This is a genomic window from uncultured Endozoicomonas sp. (assembly GCF_947495845.1).
Lineage (GTDB): Bacteria > Pseudomonadota > Gammaproteobacteria > Pseudomonadales > Endozoicomonadaceae > Endozoicomonas.
In genome coordinates, this window is sequence record NZ_CANMAO010000007.1 from 36263 (window position 1) to 59666 (window position 23404).

The 23404-nt window shown below is 48.4% G+C and carries 19 protein-coding genes; 4 read left to right on the forward strand and 15 right to left on the reverse strand.

From position 1 onward, the window contains the following. Nucleotides 1-6 precede the first annotated feature (6 nt). From Q1B11_RS07165 to Q1B11_RS07175, 3 genes are read right to left on the reverse strand one after another with little or no spacing between them, the layout of a single operon-like run. Nucleotides 7-1437, reverse strand: coding sequence for a lipopolysaccharide biosynthesis protein (locus tag Q1B11_RS07165; protein ID WP_299729811.1), 1431 nt, complete (start codon nucleotides 1435-1437; stop codon nucleotides 7-9). 5 nt (nucleotides 1438-1442) lie between these two features. After that, entirely contained in the window at nucleotides 1443-2558 is a 1116-nt protein-coding gene (locus Q1B11_RS07170) for a glycosyltransferase family 4 protein (protein WP_299729814.1), read from the reverse strand. After that, a complete protein-coding gene (locus Q1B11_RS07175; protein WP_299729817.1) occupies nucleotides 2551-4623 on the reverse strand; it encodes a GGDEF domain-containing phosphodiesterase in 2073 nt (690 codons plus the stop codon). The genes Q1B11_RS07170 and Q1B11_RS07175 overlap by 8 nt, the downstream gene beginning before the upstream one ends. A gap of 268 nt (nucleotides 4624-4891) precedes the next feature. Between Q1B11_RS07175 and Q1B11_RS07180 the strand changes: the two genes are divergently transcribed. The 4 genes from Q1B11_RS07180 to Q1B11_RS07195 are packed head-to-tail and all read left to right on the forward strand — an operon-like array spanning nucleotide 4892 to nucleotide 9027. Beyond that, the gene (locus tag Q1B11_RS07180; protein ID WP_299729820.1) at nucleotides 4892-5224 is read left to right on the forward strand and encodes an STAS domain-containing protein; all 333 of its coding nucleotides are present in this window, start codon (nucleotides 4892-4894) and stop codon (nucleotides 5222-5224) included. A gap of 28 nt (nucleotides 5225-5252) precedes the next feature. Beyond that, nucleotides 5253-5789 (forward strand): hypothetical protein, encoded by a 537-nt coding sequence (locus Q1B11_RS07185; protein ID WP_299729823.1) that lies wholly within the window; start codon nucleotides 5253-5255, stop codon nucleotides 5787-5789. Continuing rightward, nucleotides 5789-8323, forward strand: a complete 2535-nt coding sequence (locus Q1B11_RS07190) for an SLBB domain-containing protein (RefSeq protein WP_299729826.1) — start codon at nucleotides 5789-5791, stop codon at nucleotides 8321-8323. Before Q1B11_RS07185 ends, Q1B11_RS07190 begins: the two co-directional genes overlap by 1 nt. Beyond that, a complete protein-coding gene (locus Q1B11_RS07195; protein ID WP_299729829.1) occupies nucleotides 8320-9027 on the forward strand; it encodes a CpsD/CapB family tyrosine-protein kinase in 708 nt (235 codons plus the stop codon). Before Q1B11_RS07190 ends, Q1B11_RS07195 begins: the two co-directional genes overlap by 4 nt. 1 nt (nucleotide 9028) lies before the next feature. Here the strand turns inward: Q1B11_RS07195 and Q1B11_RS07200 are convergent, their stop codons facing one another. The 12 genes from Q1B11_RS07200 to prfA form a co-directional block, all read right to left on the reverse strand. Continuing rightward, on the reverse strand, nucleotides 9029-9604 hold the full coding sequence (locus tag Q1B11_RS07200) for an ElyC/SanA/YdcF family protein (RefSeq protein WP_299729832.1): 576 nt from the start codon (nucleotides 9602-9604) through the stop codon (nucleotides 9029-9031). A gap of 172 nt (nucleotides 9605-9776) precedes the next feature. Then, entirely contained in the window at nucleotides 9777-10931 is a 1155-nt protein-coding gene (locus tag Q1B11_RS07205) for a hypothetical protein (protein WP_299729834.1), read from the reverse strand. Between the two features lie 71 nt (nucleotides 10932-11002). Then, nucleotides 11003-12130: a tRNA (uridine(54)-C5)-methyltransferase TrmA gene (trmA, locus tag Q1B11_RS07210; protein WP_366139440.1), complete on the reverse strand. Its 1128-nt coding sequence runs from the start codon at nucleotides 12128-12130 to the stop codon at nucleotides 11003-11005. A gap of 50 nt (nucleotides 12131-12180) precedes the next feature. After that, on the reverse strand, nucleotides 12181-13488 hold the full coding sequence (locus Q1B11_RS07215) for an NCS2 family permease (RefSeq protein ID WP_299729837.1): 1308 nt from the start codon (nucleotides 13486-13488) through the stop codon (nucleotides 12181-12183). A gap of 488 nt (nucleotides 13489-13976) precedes the next feature. Beyond that, nucleotides 13977-14987: a GIY-YIG nuclease family protein gene (locus Q1B11_RS07220; RefSeq protein ID WP_299729840.1), complete on the reverse strand. Its 1011-nt coding sequence runs from the start codon at nucleotides 14985-14987 to the stop codon at nucleotides 13977-13979. A 251-nt stretch (nucleotides 14988-15238) separates the two neighbouring features. Next, nucleotides 15239-15700: a ribosomal protein S18-alanine N-acetyltransferase gene (rimI, locus tag Q1B11_RS07225; protein WP_067522170.1), complete on the reverse strand. Its 462-nt coding sequence runs from the start codon at nucleotides 15698-15700 to the stop codon at nucleotides 15239-15241. Between the two features lie 57 nt (nucleotides 15701-15757). Beyond that, nucleotides 15758-16639 (reverse strand): hypothetical protein, encoded by an 882-nt coding sequence (locus tag Q1B11_RS07230; RefSeq protein ID WP_299729848.1) that lies wholly within the window; start codon nucleotides 16637-16639, stop codon nucleotides 15758-15760. Nucleotides 16640-16725: 86 nt separating this feature from the next. Beyond that, nucleotides 16726-18273 (reverse strand): 2-isopropylmalate synthase, encoded by a 1548-nt coding sequence (locus tag Q1B11_RS07235; protein ID WP_299729851.1) that lies wholly within the window; start codon nucleotides 18271-18273, stop codon nucleotides 16726-16728. 405 nt (nucleotides 18274-18678) lie between these two features. Continuing rightward, entirely contained in the window at nucleotides 18679-19701 is a 1023-nt protein-coding gene (gene hemH, locus Q1B11_RS07240) for a ferrochelatase (RefSeq protein ID WP_299729854.1), read from the reverse strand. A 338-nt stretch (nucleotides 19702-20039) separates the two neighbouring features. Then, nucleotides 20040-21323, reverse strand: coding sequence for a Na+/H+ antiporter NhaA (nhaA, locus tag Q1B11_RS07245; RefSeq protein WP_299729857.1), 1284 nt, complete (start codon nucleotides 21321-21323; stop codon nucleotides 20040-20042). A gap of 95 nt (nucleotides 21324-21418) precedes the next feature. Then, the gene (gene prmC, locus Q1B11_RS07250; protein ID WP_299729860.1) at nucleotides 21419-22279 is read right to left on the reverse strand and encodes a peptide chain release factor N(5)-glutamine methyltransferase; all 861 of its coding nucleotides are present in this window, start codon (nucleotides 22277-22279) and stop codon (nucleotides 21419-21421) included. 3 nt (nucleotides 22280-22282) lie between these two features. Next, a complete protein-coding gene (gene prfA / locus Q1B11_RS07255) occupies nucleotides 22283-23371 on the reverse strand; it encodes a peptide chain release factor 1 (protein WP_299729863.1) in 1089 nt (362 codons plus the stop codon). Between the last annotated feature and the right edge of the window lie 33 nt (nucleotides 23372-23404).

A 23404-nucleotide genomic window follows, 5' to 3' on the forward strand; every position in this document is an offset into this window, starting at 1 on the left:
AACCACCTAGTGCCTTAACCACAGGAGGGTTTTGAAAAAAAATGGGCGGAACAAAACAACCTGCATCGATATGAAAATTAAAAGACCAGCGCTGCCAATCGTGAACATTGAAACCAGAGCAGACCATGACTGAGTAATTTCACTCCTTCCCCATAACAGGCCTGCGAGCATAACGGTTGAACATAAAAATCCCGGAAACAGGCAAGCGAGTATGGTAAGAGTACGAACCTTGAACTCCGGGAGAATGAGTCGCAAATGGCAGGCAAAACTGAAGAGAGTGATACCGAGCCATGCCCAGCATGCACCTTCAACACCAAACTGAATACCACCAATAAATACGGGTAAAGTCATCAGTGTGTAGAACAGAGCTCGGCTGTTTAAGCCAGGCTTGCCAATAGCCGTCACGCCGGTAGAGAGCAGCTCGGTGAGCAAGCGAAATGGGCTGGAGAGACAGAGGATCTGAAAAGGAACGACGACTGAAGTCCATTTGTCCGTCAGCACCAGCGGAATAAAGTCCGGTGCTATTGCACACAAGCCAAAGTAGACCGGAAATAAAATCAGACCTGCCAGCTGGATGGATTTCTGCAAATACAGCCCCGCGAATCCTCGATCATTTTGCAGCTTGGCAAGGGAGGACAGACCAATGTGATTCACTAATTCACCGATCTTATCACTGGGCAAGTTGGCCAGATTTCGGGCGACGGAGAAAATACCTAACTCTGTTTTAGACAGCAGTCGTCCGATACTCAGGTTGCCAAAGATATGAAAAAAATACCGCAGCAGATCATTGGTGGTGGTGATGCCTCCGAACGTGCTCAAAGACGACAGTTGATGAAAGTTAAGTGTCGGCCAGGCCCAGCAGGGTGAAATTTTGTTAAAGCCAATGGTTAATGCCAATCGCATAAATAAGTGGCCACAAATTAACGACCAGACACCCAAGCCGGCAGCTGCCATTGCCAGAGTCAAAACACTGGTCATCAGTGTTGCCCAAAACTGAACTTTTTCCCGCTCTTTAAACAGCATTTCGCGACTGGCTGAAGCGCTGGGCAGGGTATGAAAAATCAGGATCAAAAACTGTAAGGCGGCCACTTGAATAAGGAATGTTACTTGTGGTTCATTGAAAAAAGTGGCAATGACCGGAGCCGAAAAATAAAAAAGGCAGAAGAAGGTCAAGCCAGATATCAGGTTCAGGGTGAACGCCTGGCGAAGTTTCAGAGGACTCAGGCTTTCAGCCTGAATCAGCGTTTTCCCCATGCCCAGATCGCCCATCAGGGCGAATATGCCGATAAACGCCATGGTCATGGCCATTAGGCCATAATCATCTTCCGTGAGCAGTCGTATCAGAATCAGGGTATTGATCCAGGTGAATGCCTGAGCCAAAAGCCTGAGCACGGCACCTGCTTTTAACCCTTTGATAACGTGGCGACCAGTATCCATAAAACCTAACCGTGGGTGGATGACGTGGGAGGAAGCGTGTTGTCCTGTTGGTGATTGACCGAATTTTTGAGTGTTTGCTTAGAAAAAAGTTCCGGTACCGGCTGTCCCTTTATGTCGATGGCCTGCCGGTAGACCGACAGAATACCCGGTACAATGGTGCGTGAAGAATACTCTCGGGAAATCGTATCTCTGCACGATTGACCCAGTTGCAGTTTCACCACCTCAGGCAGCGACATCCAGAACTGCACAAGACTGCTCATGGCCATTAAATCGCCAGGTGGTGTTGTCCAACCGTTGTAACCTTGAGTAATCAGCTCTGGCAGCCCACCCAATGGAAAACTGATGACTGGAATGCCGTTGGCCATGGCTTCCAGTGCCACCATGGGTAGCCCTTCTTCCCGGGAGGTGATGCAAAGCAAACCGATATCCCGCCAATGGGTATTCATGGAAGTCACCTGTCCCATAAACGCAACATTGCTGACTTCCTGCTCTTTCAGCTTGGAGGCCATAGGGCCGGAACCATACATATGAAAGGAGAGCATTGGTTGATGCTTGGCCAGTTGCAGAAAAAGATCCGGTCCTTTTTCGTGACTCAGTCGACCCACAAAGGCAACAGCCTGTCCCGAGTGGAGCTGTTTTTCCGGAATTTGAATAAAGTTACTGAGCTTAATCGGACGATGAATCCACCGGCGAGCCATTTCTTTATTCACAATAATATTTTGAGAAAGCACTGAAGACAGTTCATCCAGCAGGGTATAAAGCCGAACTCTTCCGGTGCCCCGGTCACCATTATGAAACGTTGAGACAACGGGGATTCTATTGATTAGACCTACTACCCTGCCAAGGGTGTTTGCTTTGTAGCCGTGGGTATGGAGAACCAGAGGGCGGGTGTCTTTTATGGCCTTGTTCAGTTCGCGGAGTGTGCCATTGAGATATCTAACCTTCACGCCGGCGTCATTGAGTTCTACTTCAAGGGGGTGGAGTACTGAATATCGCCGGTAAAACCAGGCTTCTATGAGCCAGCGATTGCGTTTAAGTGCGCTGGCCAGCTGAAAAACATGACTCTCAATCCCACCGGGTTGCCGTGAGTCCAGAAGCAGAACGATTGGCTGATCAACCATTGGCTCTCCCGGGTATCCTTGGCAATACGTCGAGGTTAGTTAAGTGCTCGATGAAAGCGTCTGCAGGCAGTGGTTTGCCGTAGTAATAACCCTGTCCTTCCTGACAGCCTTTTTCTTTCAGGCACAGTTCCTGTTCCAGAGTCTCAACACCCTCCGCCAGTACGACCATGCCAAAGCTTTTGCCTATCTGGATAATGGCATCAACAATGGCGTCGTTTTCTTTATGTTCTGGCAACCCCTCAATAAAGGACTTATCAATTTTCACTTTATCGAAGGGGAATTGTTTCAAATACCCCAGAGAAGAATAACCAGTGCCGAAGTCATCCAGTGTCAGGGTGATACCTAAACTCTTTAACTGGTTCAATTGCAGTTTGGCGATCTCAACATCTTCCATGATGAAGGTTTCGGTGACTTCCAGCTCCAGGGCATCCGGGGAAAACTGGTACTTGTTCAGAAGATAAATCACCCGGTCAACGATATCGGGATCTTGAAGCTGGACGGCGGAAAGGTTGATGGCCATTCGCAACCCATGGTAGCCACTGTTTTGCCATTGCTTTAATTGCTGGCAGGCCGTTTCCAGTACCCAGTTGCCAATGGGAATGATATCCATGCTTTGCTCGGCCATGGGGATAAAAAGGTCAGGCGAGATTAAACCTCTGTCAGGATGATGCCAGCGAATCAATGTTTCGACACCGACCAACTCACCATTCTCACAGCTGAACTGTGGTTGATACACCAGACTGAGTTCCTGCTTCTCAAGTGCCTGATGCAGATCCATTTCCAGCCGTTTGCGTTGGCGGATGTCACTGTCGATGGTGGCTATATAAAATTGGTAACGGTTGCGGTTACGGGACTTCGCCATGATCATGGCAAACTCGGCCTGCTGCAGCAGTTTATCCACATTATCCCCATCATTAGGAAACAGAGTGATACCTGCTGTGGCAGTGACGGTGAGAAATTCGTCATTAATTACAAACGGTTTTTCAAATTCCTGCAGCAGGGACTGAGTCAGTTCGGCCGCTTCATAGGGCTGGCCCACATTTGTCAGGATAATGGCAAACTGATCTTCTCCCAGCCGACCCAGATAGGTTGAGTTATTGACATGGTTTCTTAAGCGATCGGAAAGTTTTACCAGTACATGTTCTGCCGCATTAAAGTTCAACTGAATATTCAGGGATTTGAAATCGTCCAGACCCAGGCAGATCACCGCCATGCTATCGTTGCTATTCGCTTTTTTAATGAGCCGGTTCAGATGCTTTTGCAAAGAACGTCGATTGGGCAGTCGGGTCAGGTAATCGTATTGGGAAAGGCGCATAATGCGCTCTTCTGCTTTCTGTCGCAGGCTGTAATGTTTATCGATGGAATGTAATAACTTATTGGCGGTGGCCACCCAGAGGCCGAGTTCATTTTTTTCATGTCCTTTCGGGATGGGTAATTGTGCCTTACCGGGGTGTTCAGGGTTGATGCCTGTGAGGTGAAAAATAAGCCGGTTCAATGGCTTGGTCAGTAAGGTGGAATAAATGAAAAATAATACCAGCGCCATGGTAATCGCGCGGACCAAACCCACCAGAACGATAGTGACCGAGCGTTGAACAAACGACTTTCCTTCATAAGCCGTATCAAAATGAAGTATCACTTCACCTGAGGCGGACGGGGCATGTGAGTCCGCACTCATTGAGTGTCGAAACGTTCTTATAGGGGTGAAAATAGCATCGGTCAGCAGGCGATAGCGGGAATGGGATAACGGTCTTTCCGTTCTGGCCAGCAGTGATTGATCTTCAAGCCTTATGGCGGCAGCCCGAACGGATGATACTTCCATCACGCCGTTCAAGATTTCCTGAGCCATCTTATTATCAAAGCGCGACAACGCCTTATGAGCAGGCTCATGGATCATGGCCAGAATTTCCTGACCTCTTTTATCAATGGCGATACTGGTCTGGCGGGCTTCAATAAATACTTGAACAAGGCTGAGGAGCACGCCAAGAAGACAGGCACAAAGCAAAACCACTTTCAGCAGTTGGTGGGAAAGCTGCGATTGACCGGGAGTGCCTTCTTTCGTATCCATAAGGTGAAATGATCTTTCCGCCATTTATTCAGAAATACTTGGGCACGTCATGAGGTCTGAATAAGTTTTATCTTAACTTCTTAAATGTCTTGTTAATTAACTATAGGTTTTGTTTTTAATAAATTGTTGATTGTTTTATTGGTTGGATAAATATAATTCTTTCCGTCATTTTTTTTTTGATTACCATTTTTTGAATTTTGATTGGCTAGTCTGATTTTATGTGGAGATTGTTTTAATTGGATGTTTATGGATATTGAGGTAATGATTGATGGATTACTCGACTTATCAATCGAATGATTGTCATGTGGTTGAATTACATGATGATTTTGATTCAGGAACGGTGAATGATATTAAAGGGTATTTTGAAGGTTTGATTGAGGATGGCGCCGGTGATGTGCTTATTGATATGAGTGAAATGGGTGAGATTGATTCCTCTGGAGTGGGTGCGTTAGTTTTTCTTTATAAGCGACTGAGAATGAATAGTCGGAATCTTGGTTTGCTTGGCGTTAATGGTCAGGCTGACGAATTATTGACAATGCTCAGGATCAGTCAAGCGATCAAGCAATATGAAAGTATTGAAGAATATCTTGGGAAGCATTAATTGGGAAGGATTAATTGGGAAAGATTAATTGGGAAAGATTAATAAAGTTGATGATTTTTACACTTTCTTTAAAAGAAGTATAAAAATACTTTTTTTCTTAAGTGTGCCTATGTTCTCTGCGTGCACGATGTTGTGGCCGTCAGTTTCTGAAAGAGAGTACAGCTTGTCAGTCAAGCCAGAAATGGTTGGAGAGCGTCTCCACCAGAATGAGTTGTTGACGTTATTGGCTCTTAGTAAAGATCGGTATCAGGAGTTAGTCAGAGTGGGAGGGCAATATTGCCTTCCAGCCCGGATGAACCACATTCAGGAGGAGTACCAGCAAATAAACCTGACGATGGATACACGTTTGTTAAAGGAAGCTGAAAAGAGACTTGAGCAGACATTTATATTGTTGAATGACATTCGGCAACGACTTGAAAGACAGGCTGAAACTACGGGCTGTCCTCTTCAATACCTGATTTTGGAAAACACCAGACAGAATACGAAAGGTAAGGAAGATTCTGTTCTGGGACTAGGCGGTTGGGCGCAACCGAAGAGTTTACCGTTATTACTTCGGAGTCGGTAATGAAAATGCTTTGCGAAAATAAAGGGAGCTTTAAGGCCTTAGAGTATGGCTTAAGGGTTCTTTTGCTGTGTGTTTTCTTTTCTCCACCGATGTTGGCCAGTGAAGTGATAAAGGTTGTGAAGATTGTAGTGATGGGGGATATTGACTCCCCTGGAGAATACAGCATTTCATTAGGCGATACAGTTGACCTGCTTGGTAGTGAGTACGGACTGTTTAATGACAGCGTCTTTGATGCGCATTACGAGGTCATTCGTAACGGTGTCAATATAGGTTATCAGGAGGCTCCACAAAGAAGTCTTGTTCTGCAGGACAATGACGTTGTGATTATCTCTTTGAAAAAGGCGGCCGTGATTGTTGAATCCACAGAGAAAGAAAGCCTTACTATACCTGAGCCTGACTCTGAACAGGCTGATCTTTCAGAAGCCGCAATTACTCCCATTAATAAACTGAACCTTCCCAATGATACTCTGGAAACGAACAACAAGCTCAACACCTATCTATTGCAGGCTGGTGACATCCTATTTATTGAACTGCCAGGAGAAGAAGGGTTTAACAAGGATTTTCTTATTGATCGTGACGGCACTGTGCAATTGCCGGAAATCGGTCAGTTGAAAGTCGCAGGCATGAAACTCCATCAGGCAGAGATATTGATTGCTCAGCAGATGTCCGAAATGTTTTTGGGGCTCGACAAACTCTCCATTATGTTAAGAGAAAAGCGGTTGCTAATTACCGTGTTAGGCTTTGTCGATAACCCCGGAGAGGTTGAGTTGTCCAGTAATGACAATATTCAAACAGCAATTAATAAAGCCGGAGGGTTTGTCGATGGTGCTCAGCTGGATAAATTGCAGCTCAGAAGAGGTGAAGAAATAACCACTTTTAACTTTAAGCGTTATCTGGATACCGGCGACGAGAAAGTTATTCCAGAACTCATGTCATTGGATGAAATCTTTGTGCCATCATCTCCCGGGCTAAGTAATGTGCATGGCGAACCCCGAGACTCAGGTGTGGACTCCGTATCGGATCGATCGGTCATTAAAGTGTTCGGTGAGGTGCTCACGCCGGTAAGTTTCCCTTTCCATGAAGGGGTTAATGTGATGGATGCTATTTTAAGGGGCGGCGGTGTTAGTCGTTATGCCAATGTTGAGCGGATTCGTGTTCTTTCCGGTTCTAAGCCGAAGATGTTTAATCTGAAAAAGTTTCTGGACAGTGGTTTGAAAGAGGACCTTCCCGACTTATTGCCTGGTTCTACCATTTATGTGCCTATTCAGTTGGACACCATATCTGCCGGTGCCCGAACTGTGTATGTCATGGGGCAGGTGCAAAACCCTGGTGCTTTTGAAGCGGTAGAAGGTGTTGGTTTTCTGGATGTGATTGCTGATGCTGGTGGCCCTAATCGTTATGCAGATATCAGTTCGGTTCGAGTTCTTCGTCAAAACGGAGAGGTAGAGCTCTTCGATTTGCTGTCTTTCACGGAAGGGCATAGCAGCGATCTCCCGACTATTGAGGCAGGTGATGCTGTTTTTTTTCCGGAAAAGAATCCGGATGATGAGGCAAAAACCTGGTTTAAAACGCCCACTGATAAAACGGTGAAAATTCTGGGTGCTGTGAGAAACCCAGGACGTTTTGATTGGTCTGAGACGGTTGATTTTATTGATTACATCAGTAATGCCGGTGGCCCCACCAAAAGTGCTGATCTTGCTCATGTGAAGGTTATTGTGCAAAGCGATGGCCAGCGCTCAGTCACTGAATTCGATTTACAGTCATTTATGGAATCCGGTGGCAGCTGGGATGAGTTGCCCGAACTGGCAGGTGGGACGACGCTTGTGATCCCGGAACTTCCGGAGTCACCCGTTGATAACAACGCTAACTGGGTAAAACTTCCTAAAGAAAACTCTATCTATATTATGGGTGCTGTCATTCAGCCGGGGCGATACGCATTTAATAAAGATCTTGGGTTTCTGGATATCCTCTCTGCAGCGGAAGGCCCCAACAGGGAGGCTGATTTAAGTCGTCTCAGGGTTATTCACCGAAATGAAGGCTCGCCTAGAGTGAGCAAAGTGAACTTACTGACCTTTTTTGAAACCGGTGATGAAAGCCTGCTGCCGAAAGTAAAGTCTGGAGATACCATTTTCGTTGCATCCAGATCTCGAAAGTGGACGGAGCAGGAGCCGGAAGATACCGTCAGAATTATGGGCGCAGTGGCGACTTCCGGACGCTATGAATTCACCACGAATATGACCATTCTCGACTTACTGGCGGAAGCGGGAGGGCCAAATGAAACCGCTTATATCGAAAAAATTCTGATAGTAAATAATTCCTGTTGTGAAGAGAGTCGTGCCAGCACATTTGATCTGGTGGATTTTATGAAAGATCCGGATGGAGAAAGTCTGCCAGTGCTAAGAGCTGGAGATACAATCTTTGTTCCAGAGGTATCCCAGTCTAACTGGCGTAGTTTTAATAGTCTGGTGACCGATACCGGAGGGATACTAAACGTGCTGTTATTGCTAACCAACCTGGGGTGGTTTTCACCATGATTAAGCTGCCAGTTAACTACCTTGAGATAGAAGAGATCTACAGCAACAGCCTGGGTAAAGGGATGCGTTCACTGGCGGTTACGGCAGCAAACCCCGGTGAAGGATGCAGCACGCTGGCCTATGCATTGAGCAAGCGCAGTGAGCTGGATGGCAAGAAAACCCTGCTGGTGGAAGTGAATATGCTGCACCCTGAACTGGGTGATATTTCAGGGCATCAGCATACCGACTGGTTTCCTACCGCACAGTCTGCTGATGCCAATATTATGAGAACCAATGATCTGAATTTAGATGTACTCCCCGCTCCCTGTGACAGCGATATACTTCGTTTCAGAAATATTGCCACCATGAGCAAACTGATGCAGCACTGGTTGGAGAATTACGATGCGGTGATTTTTGATACCTCTCCAGTCAATGCCCGAAACCGCAATAACATTCCTGCAGAGACGGTTTGCGCTATGGTCGATGGAGCGGTGTTCATGGTCATGGCCGGTGTCACGCAGCAAACTCAGTTTAAAACAGCGCTGGATCGTTTGACTCAGAATGATGTGTCGCTGGTGGGCGTTGTGTTCAATGATTATCAAAATCCAAGGATGGTCGATGAAATTTATCGGGAAACTTACCGCTTGGACAAATGGTTTCCAGGCACCATGGAGAAGTTTCGTCGATATATCAAGCGGTCTTCTTTTTTCAACATACAGTTGTAATTCATGTTGGCGGAGTAACGCCTATTTCGATCGGTGGCCCCAGAAATTTTGGCCCCGTATTCAATAAATGTACTTCCATTACAGCCAGTACCCGAGCCAGGATTTCCCGGGTTTTATTGGTTAAATCCGATGCTTCTCCTTCCCCGGCATTAAAAGCGATCGCATCAATATCATGATTACGTGCAATATACAGGGCTCTTTGATTATGGGGTGCCTGAGAGATGATGGTGAAATTTTCCAGATCGAAAACGTGATGAGCGCGCAAAACGGAATCCAGAGTGCGGAAGCCCGCGTAATCGCGATAAATCCTTTCTGGAGGAACTCCCAGCTTTAAGAGATCTCGGCGTATCGTGCTGGGCTCATCATAGTAACGAGTTGCGTTATCACCACTAATGAGGATGTAGTCGATTTTACCGGCTTGATACAGTGTCAAAGCAGCATTTAACCGCAGACGATAATGGTCGTTCACACCGCCTTGTCGGGAATATTTGCTGGTGCCCAGCAAAACACCCACTTCGTTATGGGGAAGTGACTTTATATTGCTATAGAGCGCATCATCCGTTGAAGTGGTGATCACTAGATTACAAATAACGATGAGCGCGCTAAGTACGACCGTGAGCAACACAGCCGTTTTTGCAAGCATCGAAAAAGTGGGTTTTAGAGCACCCATTGCAGGCCTTTAAAGCAAATCCGTCACAATATGAGTAGACCACATTGTCCTTAAATCATAAAGAACAGGGAGGCATAATTTACTTTTCTTCTGCCATTCTCCGCAGGTCGTAAATAATCTGGGCTAGAATGGCTCGATCCATATTGGTTGGAATATCTTGGGTCGGAGTGGCTGTTCTTTTTGAGGACAGCCACTTGGCTAACTCGTCCGGCGAGGCTGCCTGCATGGCGACTTGTTGATCACTGACCTCCATGCCGGAAGTGTTCATGAGAATAACCGGCTTACCATGAAAACTGGCAGTAATGGCGTCTTTGACACTGTTGACAATCACTGTGGAGGATATGGAGCGCAGAGCCGCATCGGGATAGTTTCCATAGTGCAGCAAGTGCACATTTTCTCCGGCAATGGCATTGATCAGGCTTTCTTCCAGCGTACCATTTAATCTAGGGTCAAAAGTCACCAGAAAAAGGGTTTCTGGCATCATGCGAGTCGCGTGAAGAAAAGTCTTTAAAGCGGCAGGGTAGTGCTTGTGGTAGCCGCCATGAAAGAGCACAACCTTCTGCCTAGCCTTGATTTTTAGAGTTTTTCGGAGTTGTCGGGTGTCGATGTCTTTATGCATCTTCATGTCCGCTTCCATTACGGGCAACCCTGTAATTTTTACTGTAGCGCCTTTGCTGCGGGCAATATCCTTGAAGCTTAAGCCAATCGACTTGCTTGGAACATGAACTTCATCAGCGTATCGGATCTCATCCAAAAATGGCTTAACCTGCAACGCTTGATCGAATGTGTTCAGGCCGTTGTAAAAGGCAATGACCTTGGAGCCTTCCAGCTGTGCCACATTGGCAAACTGAGCCTGAGCCCGGCTGGACATGCCGGTATAAAGAATCCGAGCGTTAATCCGGTCTAGCACGTTGTAAACCAGTTTGTGGTTAACCCTATGGTTACGATTGTCGCTGACGCCTTCATTGTGAATTAATCGAGTTTCATCAATTAATGCCGGATCGTTACGGAAAAACTGCACGGCTTTACCCATGGCCACAACCCGGTAGGAGACTCCCACCCGTTTCAGCTGCTCCTGAATTTGCAAAAAGGCTCTGGCTTCACTCTCGTCATAGGCGATAAAAAGTACGGAGGTTTTGATGTAGCCGTCCTGATGATATTGGGCGGCCATGGAGAAGCCACTGATCAGCAAAGCAATGGCGAGTGTGCAGGCTTTAAAAATTGAGTTCTTCACTGTGACTACCCCGGTGAACTTCCTTGAACATTAATTTCAAGGTAGGCGATTGCCGGGGAGTGCGGGCGGTCTTATTTACGCTTTAGATGAACGCCCATCTCAGCGTGATGAGTGTAGGGAAACTGATCAAAAAGTGCCGTTTTTTCAATGGTATGGCTTTGGCAAATGGTTGACAGATTCTGCTTCAGAGTTTCCGGGTTGCAAGAAATGTACAGAATATTGTCGAATCGCTGCACCAGCTTTTCGGTGCCTTCATCCAGGCCGGCTCTTGGTGGGTCCACCAGAATGGTTGAAAATTGATAGCTATCCAGATCAATCTCACTTAACCGTCGGAACTCTCGCTCCTTATTCATGGCCTGAGTAAACTCTTCACTGGAAAGGCGGGCGATTTGCACGTTCTCTATCTGGTTCAGGCCGAAGTTTTTCCGGGCGGAGTTGACCGATGTTTTTGCAATCTCCGTAGCCAGCACTTTGTCAAAATGTTTTGCCAGTACACAGGTGAAATTCCCGTTCCCGCAGTAAAGCTCCAGCAAATCGCCAGGTTGTTGCGCGGTGATCTCTCTGGAAATAGTGCTGGCCCAAGTGAGCATTTGTTCATTAATGCCGGCATTGGGCTGAGTGAAGCTGTTTTCCACCTGGGTATAGCGGAAGGTTTCGCTATTGACCGTCAGTGCTTCGGTGACAAAATCCTGATCCAGCACCAGTTTCTGTTTTCTGGCCCGGCCAATGAGTTTTATGCCGAACTTTTCTTGCAGCGCGTAGGCTTCCTGTTGCCACTCTTCATTGAGCTGACGATGGTAAATCAGTGAAACCAAGGCTTCTTCTGTTTGTGTGGTCAGGAACTCTACTTGAAACAGCCGTCTTTTCATGTGATCACTGGCTATGATGGCTTCCATCAGCGGCATCATCAAGCGGTTGATGGTTTTTGAACCACTGGGGAATTCAGTCACTTCAAAACGTTGTTTGGTGTCCGGGTTAAACATGCAGTAGTAGCAGTGATCCCCTTCATGCCAGACATGAAACTCTGCCCGCATCCGGTAATGCTCGGGTTTGGAGCGAAATAGCTCCAGCTCAGGCATCGGGAAATGGGAAAAATCATTGCGAACCATGCTGGCCTTCTGGGCCAGTTGTTCTTCATATCGTTCGGGTTGGACTGCTGCTAAGGACATGGTACCGGGCATCAAATAAAAACGGCTCATATTATGAGCCGTATCGAAAGGGAGTTGAAGTGCGGATTGTCAGAACGTCATTACATTACGATCTTGGCCAGACAGAGAATGCCCACAATAAACGAGGCAACAGACACTTGGCGATAGTTACCGCTGAGCACTTTCAACACAATGTAGGCCAGAATACCCACGATAATGCCTTCGGCGATGCTGTAGGTCAGTGGCATAAAGAGCAGAGTCAGGAATGCCGGGATGGATTCGCTGTAATCGTCCAGATCAATTTCTTTGATGGGCGATAACATAAACAGCCCTACAAGAACCAGCGCAGGCGTCGTCGCTGCACCTGGCACCATCAAAAACAGTGGCGACAAGAATAAAGCGACAAGGAACAGGCCGGCAACGACCAATGCTGTCAGGCCAGTACGACCGCCTTCAGAAACGCCGGTAGCGCTTTCAACAAAGGTTGTTACGGTACTGGTACCGAGACATGCACCCGCGGTGGTGGCAACGGCATCGGCAAACAGCGCTTGTTTGCAGTTAGGTACTTCGCCTTTCTCGGTCAACATATTGGCTTTGGTGGAAACGCCAACCAAAGTGCCAACGGTGTCGAACATATCCACAAACAGGAAGGTGAACAGGATAATTGCCATATCCGTGGTGAACACGTGCTCCCACTGGAATTGGAACAGGATGGGTGAAATATCCGGTGGTGTCAGACCATTACTGAAATCCGGCATGGAAGTTACGCCCAGAGGGAAACCGATCAGCGTGGTCGCAATAATACCGATCAGCAGAGCGCCACGTACTTTTTTCACCAGCAGCAGGCCAGTGACCAGGATGCCAATCATCGCCAGCATCGGCTTTGGATTGGTCAGCTCGCCCACGGAAACCAGCGTTGCTGGATTGGCTTCAACGATACCGGCATTCTGCAGGCCGATAAATGCAATGAATAAACCAATACCGCAGGATACCGCTTTCTTCAGACTGAGGGGAATACTGTTAACAATGGCTTCCCGAACATTAAACGCCGTCAGCACCAGAAAGATAATGCCTTCCAGGAACACCGCAGTCAGCGCCATCTGCCAGGAATATCCCATACCCAGCACAACGCCGTACGCGAAGAAGGCATTCAGCCCCATGCCTGGCGCCAAAGCAAAAGGCAGTTTGGCCCAAACGGCCATGATCAGAGTACCGATAATGGCAGACAGGGCGGTAGCCGTGAACACCGCGCCGAAATCCATGCCGGCATCTTTGAGAATCAACGGGTTGACCACGAGAATGTAGGCCATGGTCATGAACGTGGTTAAACCGGCAATAACCTCGGTTTTGACGGTCGTACCATTGGCTTTTAACTCAAAGTAGTTTTCCAGGAAGTCCCTGCTGAACATAAATTACCTTTGCCTTTATCAGTACTGCGTTCGTTAAATCTGAAGCGGTGTTCAGATTTTTTGTCTGATCGGACGGTTAGAAAAACGCGAAATATATAGGTGTTTTTGGAGAATGAAAATAGATTTTTATAATTATTTTTTCTTTATGGCATTTTCTGGATTTGGTTAAAAAATAATCAGATTTGCAGCGGGCTATGGTTTGTCAGGTGTTGAGGGTTTTCCTGAAGGCACTAACAGAGTTATCCACAGAATTTGTGATTAACTTTTTATTGGTGTGTTTTTGTTCTGATCGGAGGAAGCTGTTCTCGAATGCGTTTCATTTCAGAAGCGATTTGCTGACTTTTGTGAGCAATAAGCGCCATGCGCTGTTCCAGTTTCTGAAGTGTATTGCAGGTTTTACCGAGCTTTTTGGAGAGCTCAGTTGGGAAGTGCGAAGTTGATTTGGTGTTTATGTCGTCCATAAACACCAGTATAGGAAGAAAAACGGATCAGGCGACGGCGGCGATGGAGGAATTGGTCATTCCCATGGCGCGGGCATTGAGTTCTGCCAGCAGTTGTTCAAGATGCTGGCGGTCATTGGTTTGGCTGGCGGTATTTTTTTGAGCGCGCACTTTCCGGTGGCGCTCAATGGCGTCGCGGATGCGCCTTTCTCTTGGGTTAAGCTCAACAACTACTTCTAGCTCTGCAACTTCTGGCGCTGCTTTAACCGGTTCAGCCACCTCAACGACAGCTGCATCTTCGGCCACGCCTTCGGTGATGACTTCCTTCACTACTTCCTGTACAACCGGTTTGCTATTCAACAGTTCAACAGCATCCCCTTCGCCAGTTAGCACTGCATTAGCCGCTGCGGTGATAGCCGCCAGCTGGGCAGAAATATCATCACTCAGACAGATGTCGTTCATCTGCACAACGGCGTTCACCTGAGAGCCGGTGTCCGGGCGAACAATGGCTTCCTCAGCGGTTTTCAAAGGTTCAGGCTTTGGCTGCTCAATTGTGGTGGTTTCCAACCGGATTGACGTTGGCTTAACCGTATTTGTTTGTGGCTGTGTTTCCACCGGTGCATGAACGGTTGTCGTCGTTTGTTCGGTTTTCTCTTTTTTGCCGCCGATGTCCAGATCTTCGAAGGCATCGATCTCGTCGTCAGAGTCCACTAGCAGTGTCGCCAGCTCTTTTTCCAGGCTGGATTTTCTGACACGGGTTTTCTTCTTCGGCTGAATTTTAACGGTGCTGGTTTTATAGCCGCGCAGACTTCTGGCGCTCAGGGAGTCAATGGCTTCTTGTTCCAGTTGCATGAGTTCATTGCGATCTTCAACAAAGTCCCACTCTTCTACGACGAAACCATCACGACCGTGGATGCGAATCTCCTGGTACAGCGGGTAGTCCATGTTCTGCTCGGCTGCAGCAGCCACCATTTTTTCCCATTGGTCTGTCAGGTCATTGCGGGTAGAACCAACATAGACTTGAGAGGTGGTTTTGTTGGTGACAGTGAAGATAATCAACGTTCGTAACCTAGCTAAGACTGAGACAGGGGCGCGATTATACCGATCTAATTTCCGCTGTGCAGGGGGGGAAAGCTCGTATTTTGTAGTTTTTTTTAACGATGGAAAACGATATTTGAGAATGCTGATAAACTGGATGCTGGGAAGACGAAGCCCCATTGCGCAGATATGATCAAGGTGTCGTTTACTACGTGCTGGAGCGTAAGCAAACTAGGCGTAATTCCTTGTTTGCTGATTATTTCGATAGCATCTCAATACAGCGATGGATCCATAGCCATTACAATGGCATCTTCAGAACCGTTATTGGTGGGGTAATAATTTCTGCGAACGCCGATTTCGCTGAAACCTTCATTAAGGTAGAGGTTGAATGCTCTGTGGTTTGACCTGCGCACTTCCAATAACAGCGTGTCGCAGCCAGATTGGCCGGCCTGCATAATCATGTGTTGCAGCAGCTGCTTGCCAATTCCCTTGCCCTGACTGTTTTTATCAATGGTCAAAATCAAAATGCTGGCTTCACCGGCTGCAATCATCATGATGCAGTGTCCCACTGGATGCTGATTTTGCTCAACTAATATGCAGCGATAACCCGACGTCAAACTGTCGGCAAAATGCGCTCTACGCCATGGGTGTTCTGCGGAGCGTTGTTCAATCTGATCAACTTGATCAAGATCGCTGGTTTGTATGGCTCTGAAAGTAAGTGGGGATGTGGTCATAAATTACAGCAATCAGGTGAACAAAAAAGGCAGGTGATAAATAACGGTGACTTGTCTTTAAGCGCGGGGCATTGACAATAATGGCGAAATATCCTGCCACGCTTCCCGTTTCAGAACAGATTGTTTCATCAATTCATTCAAGCCATAGGTGACAGCAAAATATTGATTCGGCTGGTTGCCTTGCTGAATGCCTCGCAGGTGGTCGAAATCTATTTCCGGATCCAGCACAAATCGGGCGGCAGATTGCCCTAGCAACAAAATAGTGCGTCGGCGAGTTAATCCGTACTGATTATTGAGAAACGCACGCACGGCATCAGCAGCAGAGTGATCGTCCTGATTCATCCGGCTCAACAGCCCTCGATTATCGGCCATGGGCCAGATGAACTCCCGAAAAGTGGGTGCCTGATCCGTTGTGACATTCAATGCGCGCAAAATATCATTCAACAAACGCTGGTGAAAGCGACTGAACTGATTCAGTCCTGAATGTGGCATTTCCGCCACCACCAGGCATTCATCCGTGACCGGCTGAACAATCAGGCGGAATTTGCTGACTACAGTGTTGACCGATTTGGCAGGTTCCGGCGTTGTGTTGGTGAGTGCGGTTTTCTCTTCAACGGCAGGTTGCTCTGGAGCAGGCGGCAAAAATTGACCAAGAATATCCGCCGCTCGCGTCGGGGTGTAATCCGGAGTGGGTTCGCGGCTTGGGCTGATGGTGTTTTGAGTAACGGGCTCTGCGGGTGTTGCTGTCTCATTATTCAGCGCACGAACATCTTCCTGAATCCAGTCAAAAGGCCGAGGCGCCCGGGCATTGAGTAATTGCACCCGGGGATACCAAGTCTGAATACCCATGGCATCCAGATAACCCTGCCGCAACTGCTCACGGTGAGCGTACTGCTCATCAATAGAAGATGAGGTGGTTGGGTTGGCATCGCCGGGCATGGTGGCTCTCTATGCTGACTGAATAAAAGTTGGTGATTGCCAATAGTACCACTGAAAATCACTATTGGCATGATTACCAAGCTGCATCAAGGCCCGGTCTGCGGATTTGCCTTGGCACTTTCTGCTTCCAGCAGGTTCAGCGCATGGATGTAGGCTTTGGCAGAGGCGATAACAATGTCCGTATCTGCACCAGCGCCATTGACGATGCGACCATTTTTCTCCAGTCGAACACTGACTTTACCTTGAGAGTCGGTGCCTGAGGTGATGGCGCTGACGTTGTACAGTGCCAGTTTGGCATCGGAGTTAGCGCACTTCTCAATGGCTTTGAAAATGGCATCCACAGGACCGTCGCCAGCGCTGGCAGTTTCCTGCTCTTCGCCATTGATCAACAGGGTTAATCGAGCTTCCGGGGTTTCCCCCATGCTGGAGCCAGCGTTCAGGGCAATCAGTTTGTATTTCTCAATCAGTTCATTGCTGCTGCGCACATCGCTGACCAGAGCTTGCAGGTCATCGTCGTAGATTTCGGATTTTTTATCCGCCAATACTTTGAAACGCTGGAAGGCTTCGTTCAATTCTTCCTTGGTATCAAAAGTAATGCTCAGTTCTTCCATGCGAGTTTTAAAGGCATTTCGGCCAGACAATTTGCCCAACACCAGCCGGTTGGTGTTCCAGCCTACATCTTCCGCCTTCATAATTTCGTAGGTTTCCCGATGTTTCAGGATGCCATCCTGATGAATGCCGGATTCGTGGGCAAAAGCGTTGGCCCCGACAATGGCTTTGTTGGGCTGCACCGGGAATCCGGTAATGGACGACACCAGGCGAGATGCTGGCACAATCTGAGTGGTATCAATGCCGGTGGTGACACCTAAATCATCGGAGCGGGTGCGCATGGCCATCACGATTTCTTCCAGCGAAGCGTTACCTGCCCGTTCACCCAAACCATTGATTGTACACTCCACCTGTCGTGCACCATTCACCACGGCAGACAGGGAATTAGCCACAGCCAGCCCTAAATCGTTATGACAATGTACGGAGAAAATGGCTTTGTCGGCATTAGGGATCCGTTCAATCAGCGTTTTGATGGTATCGCCAAACTGATGGGGCAGAGCGTAACCAACGGTGTCTGGAATGTTGATTGTGGTAGCGCCGGCATCAATGGCGGCTTCAATAATACGGCACAAGAAGTCTATCTCGGAACGACCAGCATCTTCGCAGGAAAATTCTACGTCATCTATATGATTTCTGGCGCGCTTAACAGCAAAAACTGCCTGTTTGATCACATCGTCCGGCTCCATACACAGCTTATATTTCATATGGATGGGCGATGTGGCGATAAATGTATGAATTCGCCCACGCTTGGCTGGTTTCAACGCTTCCGCTGCACGATCAATGTCGTTTTCCAATGCGCGGGATAGACTGCAAACGGTGCTTTCGGTAATCGTTGAGGCGATGGCTTTTACCGCTTCAAAATCACCGGGGCTGGCCATGGCAAAACCGGCTTCGATCACATCCACTCGCAGTTTTTCCAGCACTTTGGCGATGCGCAGTTTTTCATCCCGGGTCATGGCAGCACCGGGGCTTTGCTCGCCGTCGCGCAAGGTGGTATCGAAAATAACGACCTGATTGTTGTTCATGATTTTATCCCTGCCTCTCGATCGGAAAGGCTGATTGTTTTTTGTTCTTTTATGCTGCTTCAATGCGATATGAAGAGGCAGCGCACGACTGGGCAAAGCGCTTCAAGAGAAGTGCGTTGCTGTCAGGCCATCAGGCCGTTGTCCGGGAGATAAAAAGATAATATGCCCTAAGGCAGTAGGAGTAGTAGGCGAACAGGGGCAAAGCGTTGTCTGGGCAGGTTGGGAAAGCCCATTAAGGTTGCTTTTGTTGGGTTACTGCGGTTTTGCCTGTTCATCGTGCCCATCTCGCTTGGGAGTTGTGATACATAGATCGGCTAGGTATTTGTACTATAAAGGCAGAGTTTGGTGGTGACAAGGTAGATTTTAGTGGGAAGGCGTATTTTTCAACGCCCTTACCAAGTGGAGCTAGTTGCTTAGTGGGTTTTCTGACCATTGATGGAGAAGGTCGATCCAGGCGGGGTGTTCGTTGAGGCAGGGAATTAACTCCAGAGACTCGCCGCCGGCTTCTATAAATTCCTCTTTGGCACCAATGCCAATTTCTTCCAGAGTTTCCAAGCAGTCAGACACAAAAGACGGGCAGATCACCAACACCTTTTTAGCGCCTTTTTCTGCCAGCTGTTTCAGTACGTCCAATGTGTTGGGTTCCAGCCACTTGGCTCTGCCCAGACGGGATTGGAAGCCTACACTGAATTTATCAACGGGAATGCCTGCTTTTTTCACAAAGGCGTCGGTGGTCTGGTAAACCTGATGGCGGTAACAGGTTTTGTGAGCGACAGATGTCTTCTGGCAACAGCTTTTGTCTTTCAGGCAGTGGCTGCCGGTTGGGTCATCTTTCAGGATGTGCCTTTCAGGCACGCCGTGGTAGCTGAATACCAGATGATCGTAGTCTTTTTCCAGCCAGGGCGCCGCGCTGGTTACCAGCGCATCAATGTATTCATCATGGTCATAAAACACAGGATGCACGTTGAGAGGAATGGTGATGCCTAATTCTTTTACCAGGCTTTGTGCTCTTTCGATCACTGTTTTTACCGACGACATGGCGTAGTGCGGATAAAGTGGGAAGAGCAGGATTTCTTCAATGTCCGGTTCGTTGGCCAGTTTTTGCAGTGCCGCAGACATGTCAGGCTTGCCATAACGCATGGCGAGCTCGACGGGGTGTGTGGTTTTCTGTCGCAGAAGTTCTGCGGACTTTTCGCTGTTCACTATCAGTGGTGATCCGGCGTCAGTCCAAATAGCCTGATACGCTTCAGCCGATTTTGCCGGGCGGGTCGGTAGAATAAAAAGGCTGAGTAGTGCCCGGCGAATCAGCCAGGGAAGGTCGATGACGTGCTTGTCCATCAGAAATTCATCAAGGTAACTGCGCACATCTTCAACGGATGTGCTGTTCGGTGACCCTAGGTTAACCAGCAGAATGCCTCTTTTTTTCATGGGCGAATCAGTTCCACAATTAGTTCTATATAAGTAGTTGACCAAATGAAATCATATTTTCTGAGCAAATGGCCAGCCACTCTGCTGCGTTACAACTCTGGTCACATAGCTACGGCTATGCTCCCGTCGTTGTGCCTTGCATAGTAACTGTCCACTCACCCAGAAATATTCGATTCCATTTGCACAACTACTTAGTTCTATATAGTTGGCGTAAATGCCATTGTTTCTTTTGAGTACGTTATTGTTTATTTGGTAAGCGAGTTTAACAGCTTTGGGGGAAAAGGCGCTTTTATTTGCAGGCAACACTGACTCTTTTTAGAGGCAGTGTTGCAGAAGGTTTAGACGTTTTTGCGCCCAGCCCAATGAAGAACGGCGAAGCCAAAGATGGCGGACAGAATAGAGCCTGCCAGTACGCCAATCCGATCTGAAATCATGTAGCTGACGTCCACATTTTCAAACGCCAGAGAGCTGATAAACAGACTCATGGTAAAGCCGATGCCGCAGAGGATGGACAGGCCATACATTTGAATCCAGCCAGCGCCGGTTGGCAATTTAGCCATGCCAGATTTCACCGCCAGCCAGCAGAAACTGAATACGCCAATTTGTTTGCCCAGGAACAAGCCGGCGACGATGCCCATGGGGATCGGCGTAAACAGACTTTGAATCTGCTGTGCGTTCAGTTCCAATCCGGCATTGGCAAAGGCAAAGACCGGGAGGATGATGTAATTCACCTTACTGTGCAGATCGTGTTGCAGCTTCTTTAGAGGCGAACGTCCACGTTGGTCAACGGCTTTCAAGGGGATGGTAAAGGCCAGCAATACGCCAGCCAGTGTGGCGTGTACGCCGGACTTCAATACGCAGATCCAGAGTAAGGTGCCCACCACCAGATAAGGGGATAGCCGGGTGACGCCGCGATAATTGAAGATGGCCAGCACTGCCAGCAGTACTGCACCAATGCCCATGGATATCAGCGAAAGGTCTTCTGTATAGAACAGGGCAATAATAATGATGGCGCCCAGGTCATCAATAATGGCCAGAGCCAGCAAAAAGGTCATCAGAGACGCGGGAGCTCGCTTACCAAGCAGGGCGAGAATACCGACGGCAAAGGCAATGTCGGTCGCTGCAGGAATTGCCCAGCCTTTCAGGGCTATCGGGTCAGCGTAGTTAAAGGCAACGTAGAACAGCGCGGGAATCGCCATGCCGCCGATGGCGCCAATCCCGGGAAGAATCACCTGAGCGGGGGAGCTGAGCTCGCCTTCTATAATCTCCTGTTTAACTTCCAGACCAATCAGCAGGAAGAAGATCGCCATTAAGCCATCGTTAATCCAAAGTAATAGGGGTTTGTGGATGTCCAGCGGGCCCACCATAAAGCGAACGGGGGTGTTGAGCAGGGCGTCGTACCAGGTGGCAAAGAAAGAGTTAGCCGCCACCATTGCCAATGCTGAGGCAATAAAGAGCAGTACGCCGATGGCGTAATCCTGCTGTAAAAAATTGTGAATTCGTCTGGCAAGCATGTTGTCTCCAAGTGCCTTAAGCGAACCGGCGGTTGCCAGTTGCCCCATATCCATTTCCGCAAACTTGCGGTGAAGCGCCGTTGTGGTGTTAATGGGCGCTGCGGGCAAAAATGGCGCTCAGTTTATATTGACTGAACCTTGCTTTGTATTAAGGGTAAATACTTAACGTTTCCAGCTTCATTATGACTATCGCCAATTTGCCGTTAGTGCATGAGTTTTTGTGCCAGTGTGACGCGCTCATGCCCTGCGAGATCCTGTTCGGTTCTCACGGCTGAATAGCCTGCCTTAAGGAGAATGGATCGTACGGCTTCTCCCTGATCGTAACCATGCTCTATTAATAACATGCCTTCATATTTCAGGGTATTGAAAGCATCTCTGGCAATGGTTCGAATATCTGTTAGCCCGTCTTCGCCGGAAGCAAGGGCACACATTGGCTCAAAGCGAACATCGCCTTGTTGCAGGTGTGGGTCATCGCTGCGGATATACGGCGGATTGCTGACAATCATATCCAGTGAGTCTGCTGCGAGCGTTGAGCACCAGTCACCTTCGTTAAATTGTACGTTCTGAACATCATTGCTGATGGCGTTCTCTTTGGCAACCGCCAGGGCTTCAGGGCTTTTGTCGACAGCAGTGACTTGCCAGTCAGGTTGCTCTTTTGCCAACGCTAATGCAATGGCGCCGGTGCCGGTGCCAAGGTCAGCAATATTTACTTGGTGGGTAGGAAGTTGCTGAGCAAGTGCCAGTTCAACGAGAAGCTCTGTGTCGGGTCTTGGAATTAACGTCGCGTCTGTGACTTTTAGTTGCAGGCTCCAGAATTCCCGGTAACCGGTCAAGTAAGCGACAGGTGTTCCATTTATCCGTTTCTTTAATAAAGCGTTAAAACGGGACAGTTGTTCGTCGTTCAATTCGGCTTCAGGCCAAGTGAAAAAATAGGTGCGGGGTTTATCCAGAATGTGGGAAAGAAGTAACTCTGCGTCCAGTCTGGGCGTGTCACTGGCAGAAAGCATGCGGGATGCTTCTGCCAGAACTTGATCAATGCGGCGAACCCGCTTGGAATCGTTCAATGGTTATTCGCCTGCCGCCAGACTGGCCAGCTGTTCAGTCTGATGTTCCTGAAGCAGTGGGTCGATCACTGGATCCAACTCACCTTCAACGATTTCTGGCAGCTTGTAGAGCGTCAGATTGATGCGGTGATCCGTCACACGACCCTGCGGATAGTTGTAAGTGCGGATGCGTTCGGAACGATCACCGCTGCCCACAAGGCTTTTCCGGGTAGCGCTGAGTTCTTTGGCGGCAGCGCTGTCTTGAGCGTCCTGAAGTTTTGCCGCCAGCCAGCTCATGGCTTTGGCTTTGTTTTTGTGCTGGGAGCGTTCGTCCTGACACTCAACCACGGTTCCAGTGGGGATGTGGGTGATACGAATAGCGGAGTCCGTGGTGTTGACGTGCTGACCACCGGCACCCGAGGAACGGAAGGTGTCGATGCGTAAATCTTCCTTGCGAATATCAATGGCGGCCTGTTCATCAGGCTCCGGCATAACGGCCACGGTGCAGGCGGAGGTGTGAATGCGGCCCTGTGATTCCGTTTCAGGTACTCGTTGCACACGGTGTGCGCCAGATTCGAATTTCATGCGACCATAAACATCACTGCCAATCACCCGGGTGATGATTTCTTTATAGCCGCCGTGATCGCCATCGTTGGTACTGATGACTTCAATACGCCAGCCACGCTTTTCTGCGTATTTGGAATACATTCGGAACAGGTCGCCAGCAAAAATAGCCGCTTCATCACCGCCGGTACCGGCACGGATCTCCAGGAAGGTGTTCAAGCCGTCTCTTGGATCTTTTGGCAGCAACAGAACTTCGAGATTGCTTTCCATCTCGGGCAGTCTTTCGTTACAGCTTTGCAGTTCTTCCTCTGCCAGTTCCGCCATGTCCGGATCGCCTTCGGCCATCATGGCTTCGGCTTCTTTCTTGTCGCTGATGAGCTGCGCGTACTCTTTGTAGGCTTTGACTACAGGTTCCAGTTCAGCGTATTCCTGGGACAGTTTGCGGAACTGGTCCTGATTGCTGATGACGCTGGCATCGCTGAGCAGGGCAGACAGCTCTTCAAAGCGGTCGCTGAGGTTTTCGAGCTTATAGAGAATGGATTCTTTCATTTCACTTTCAATTGATGAATCAGCAAAAAAAAA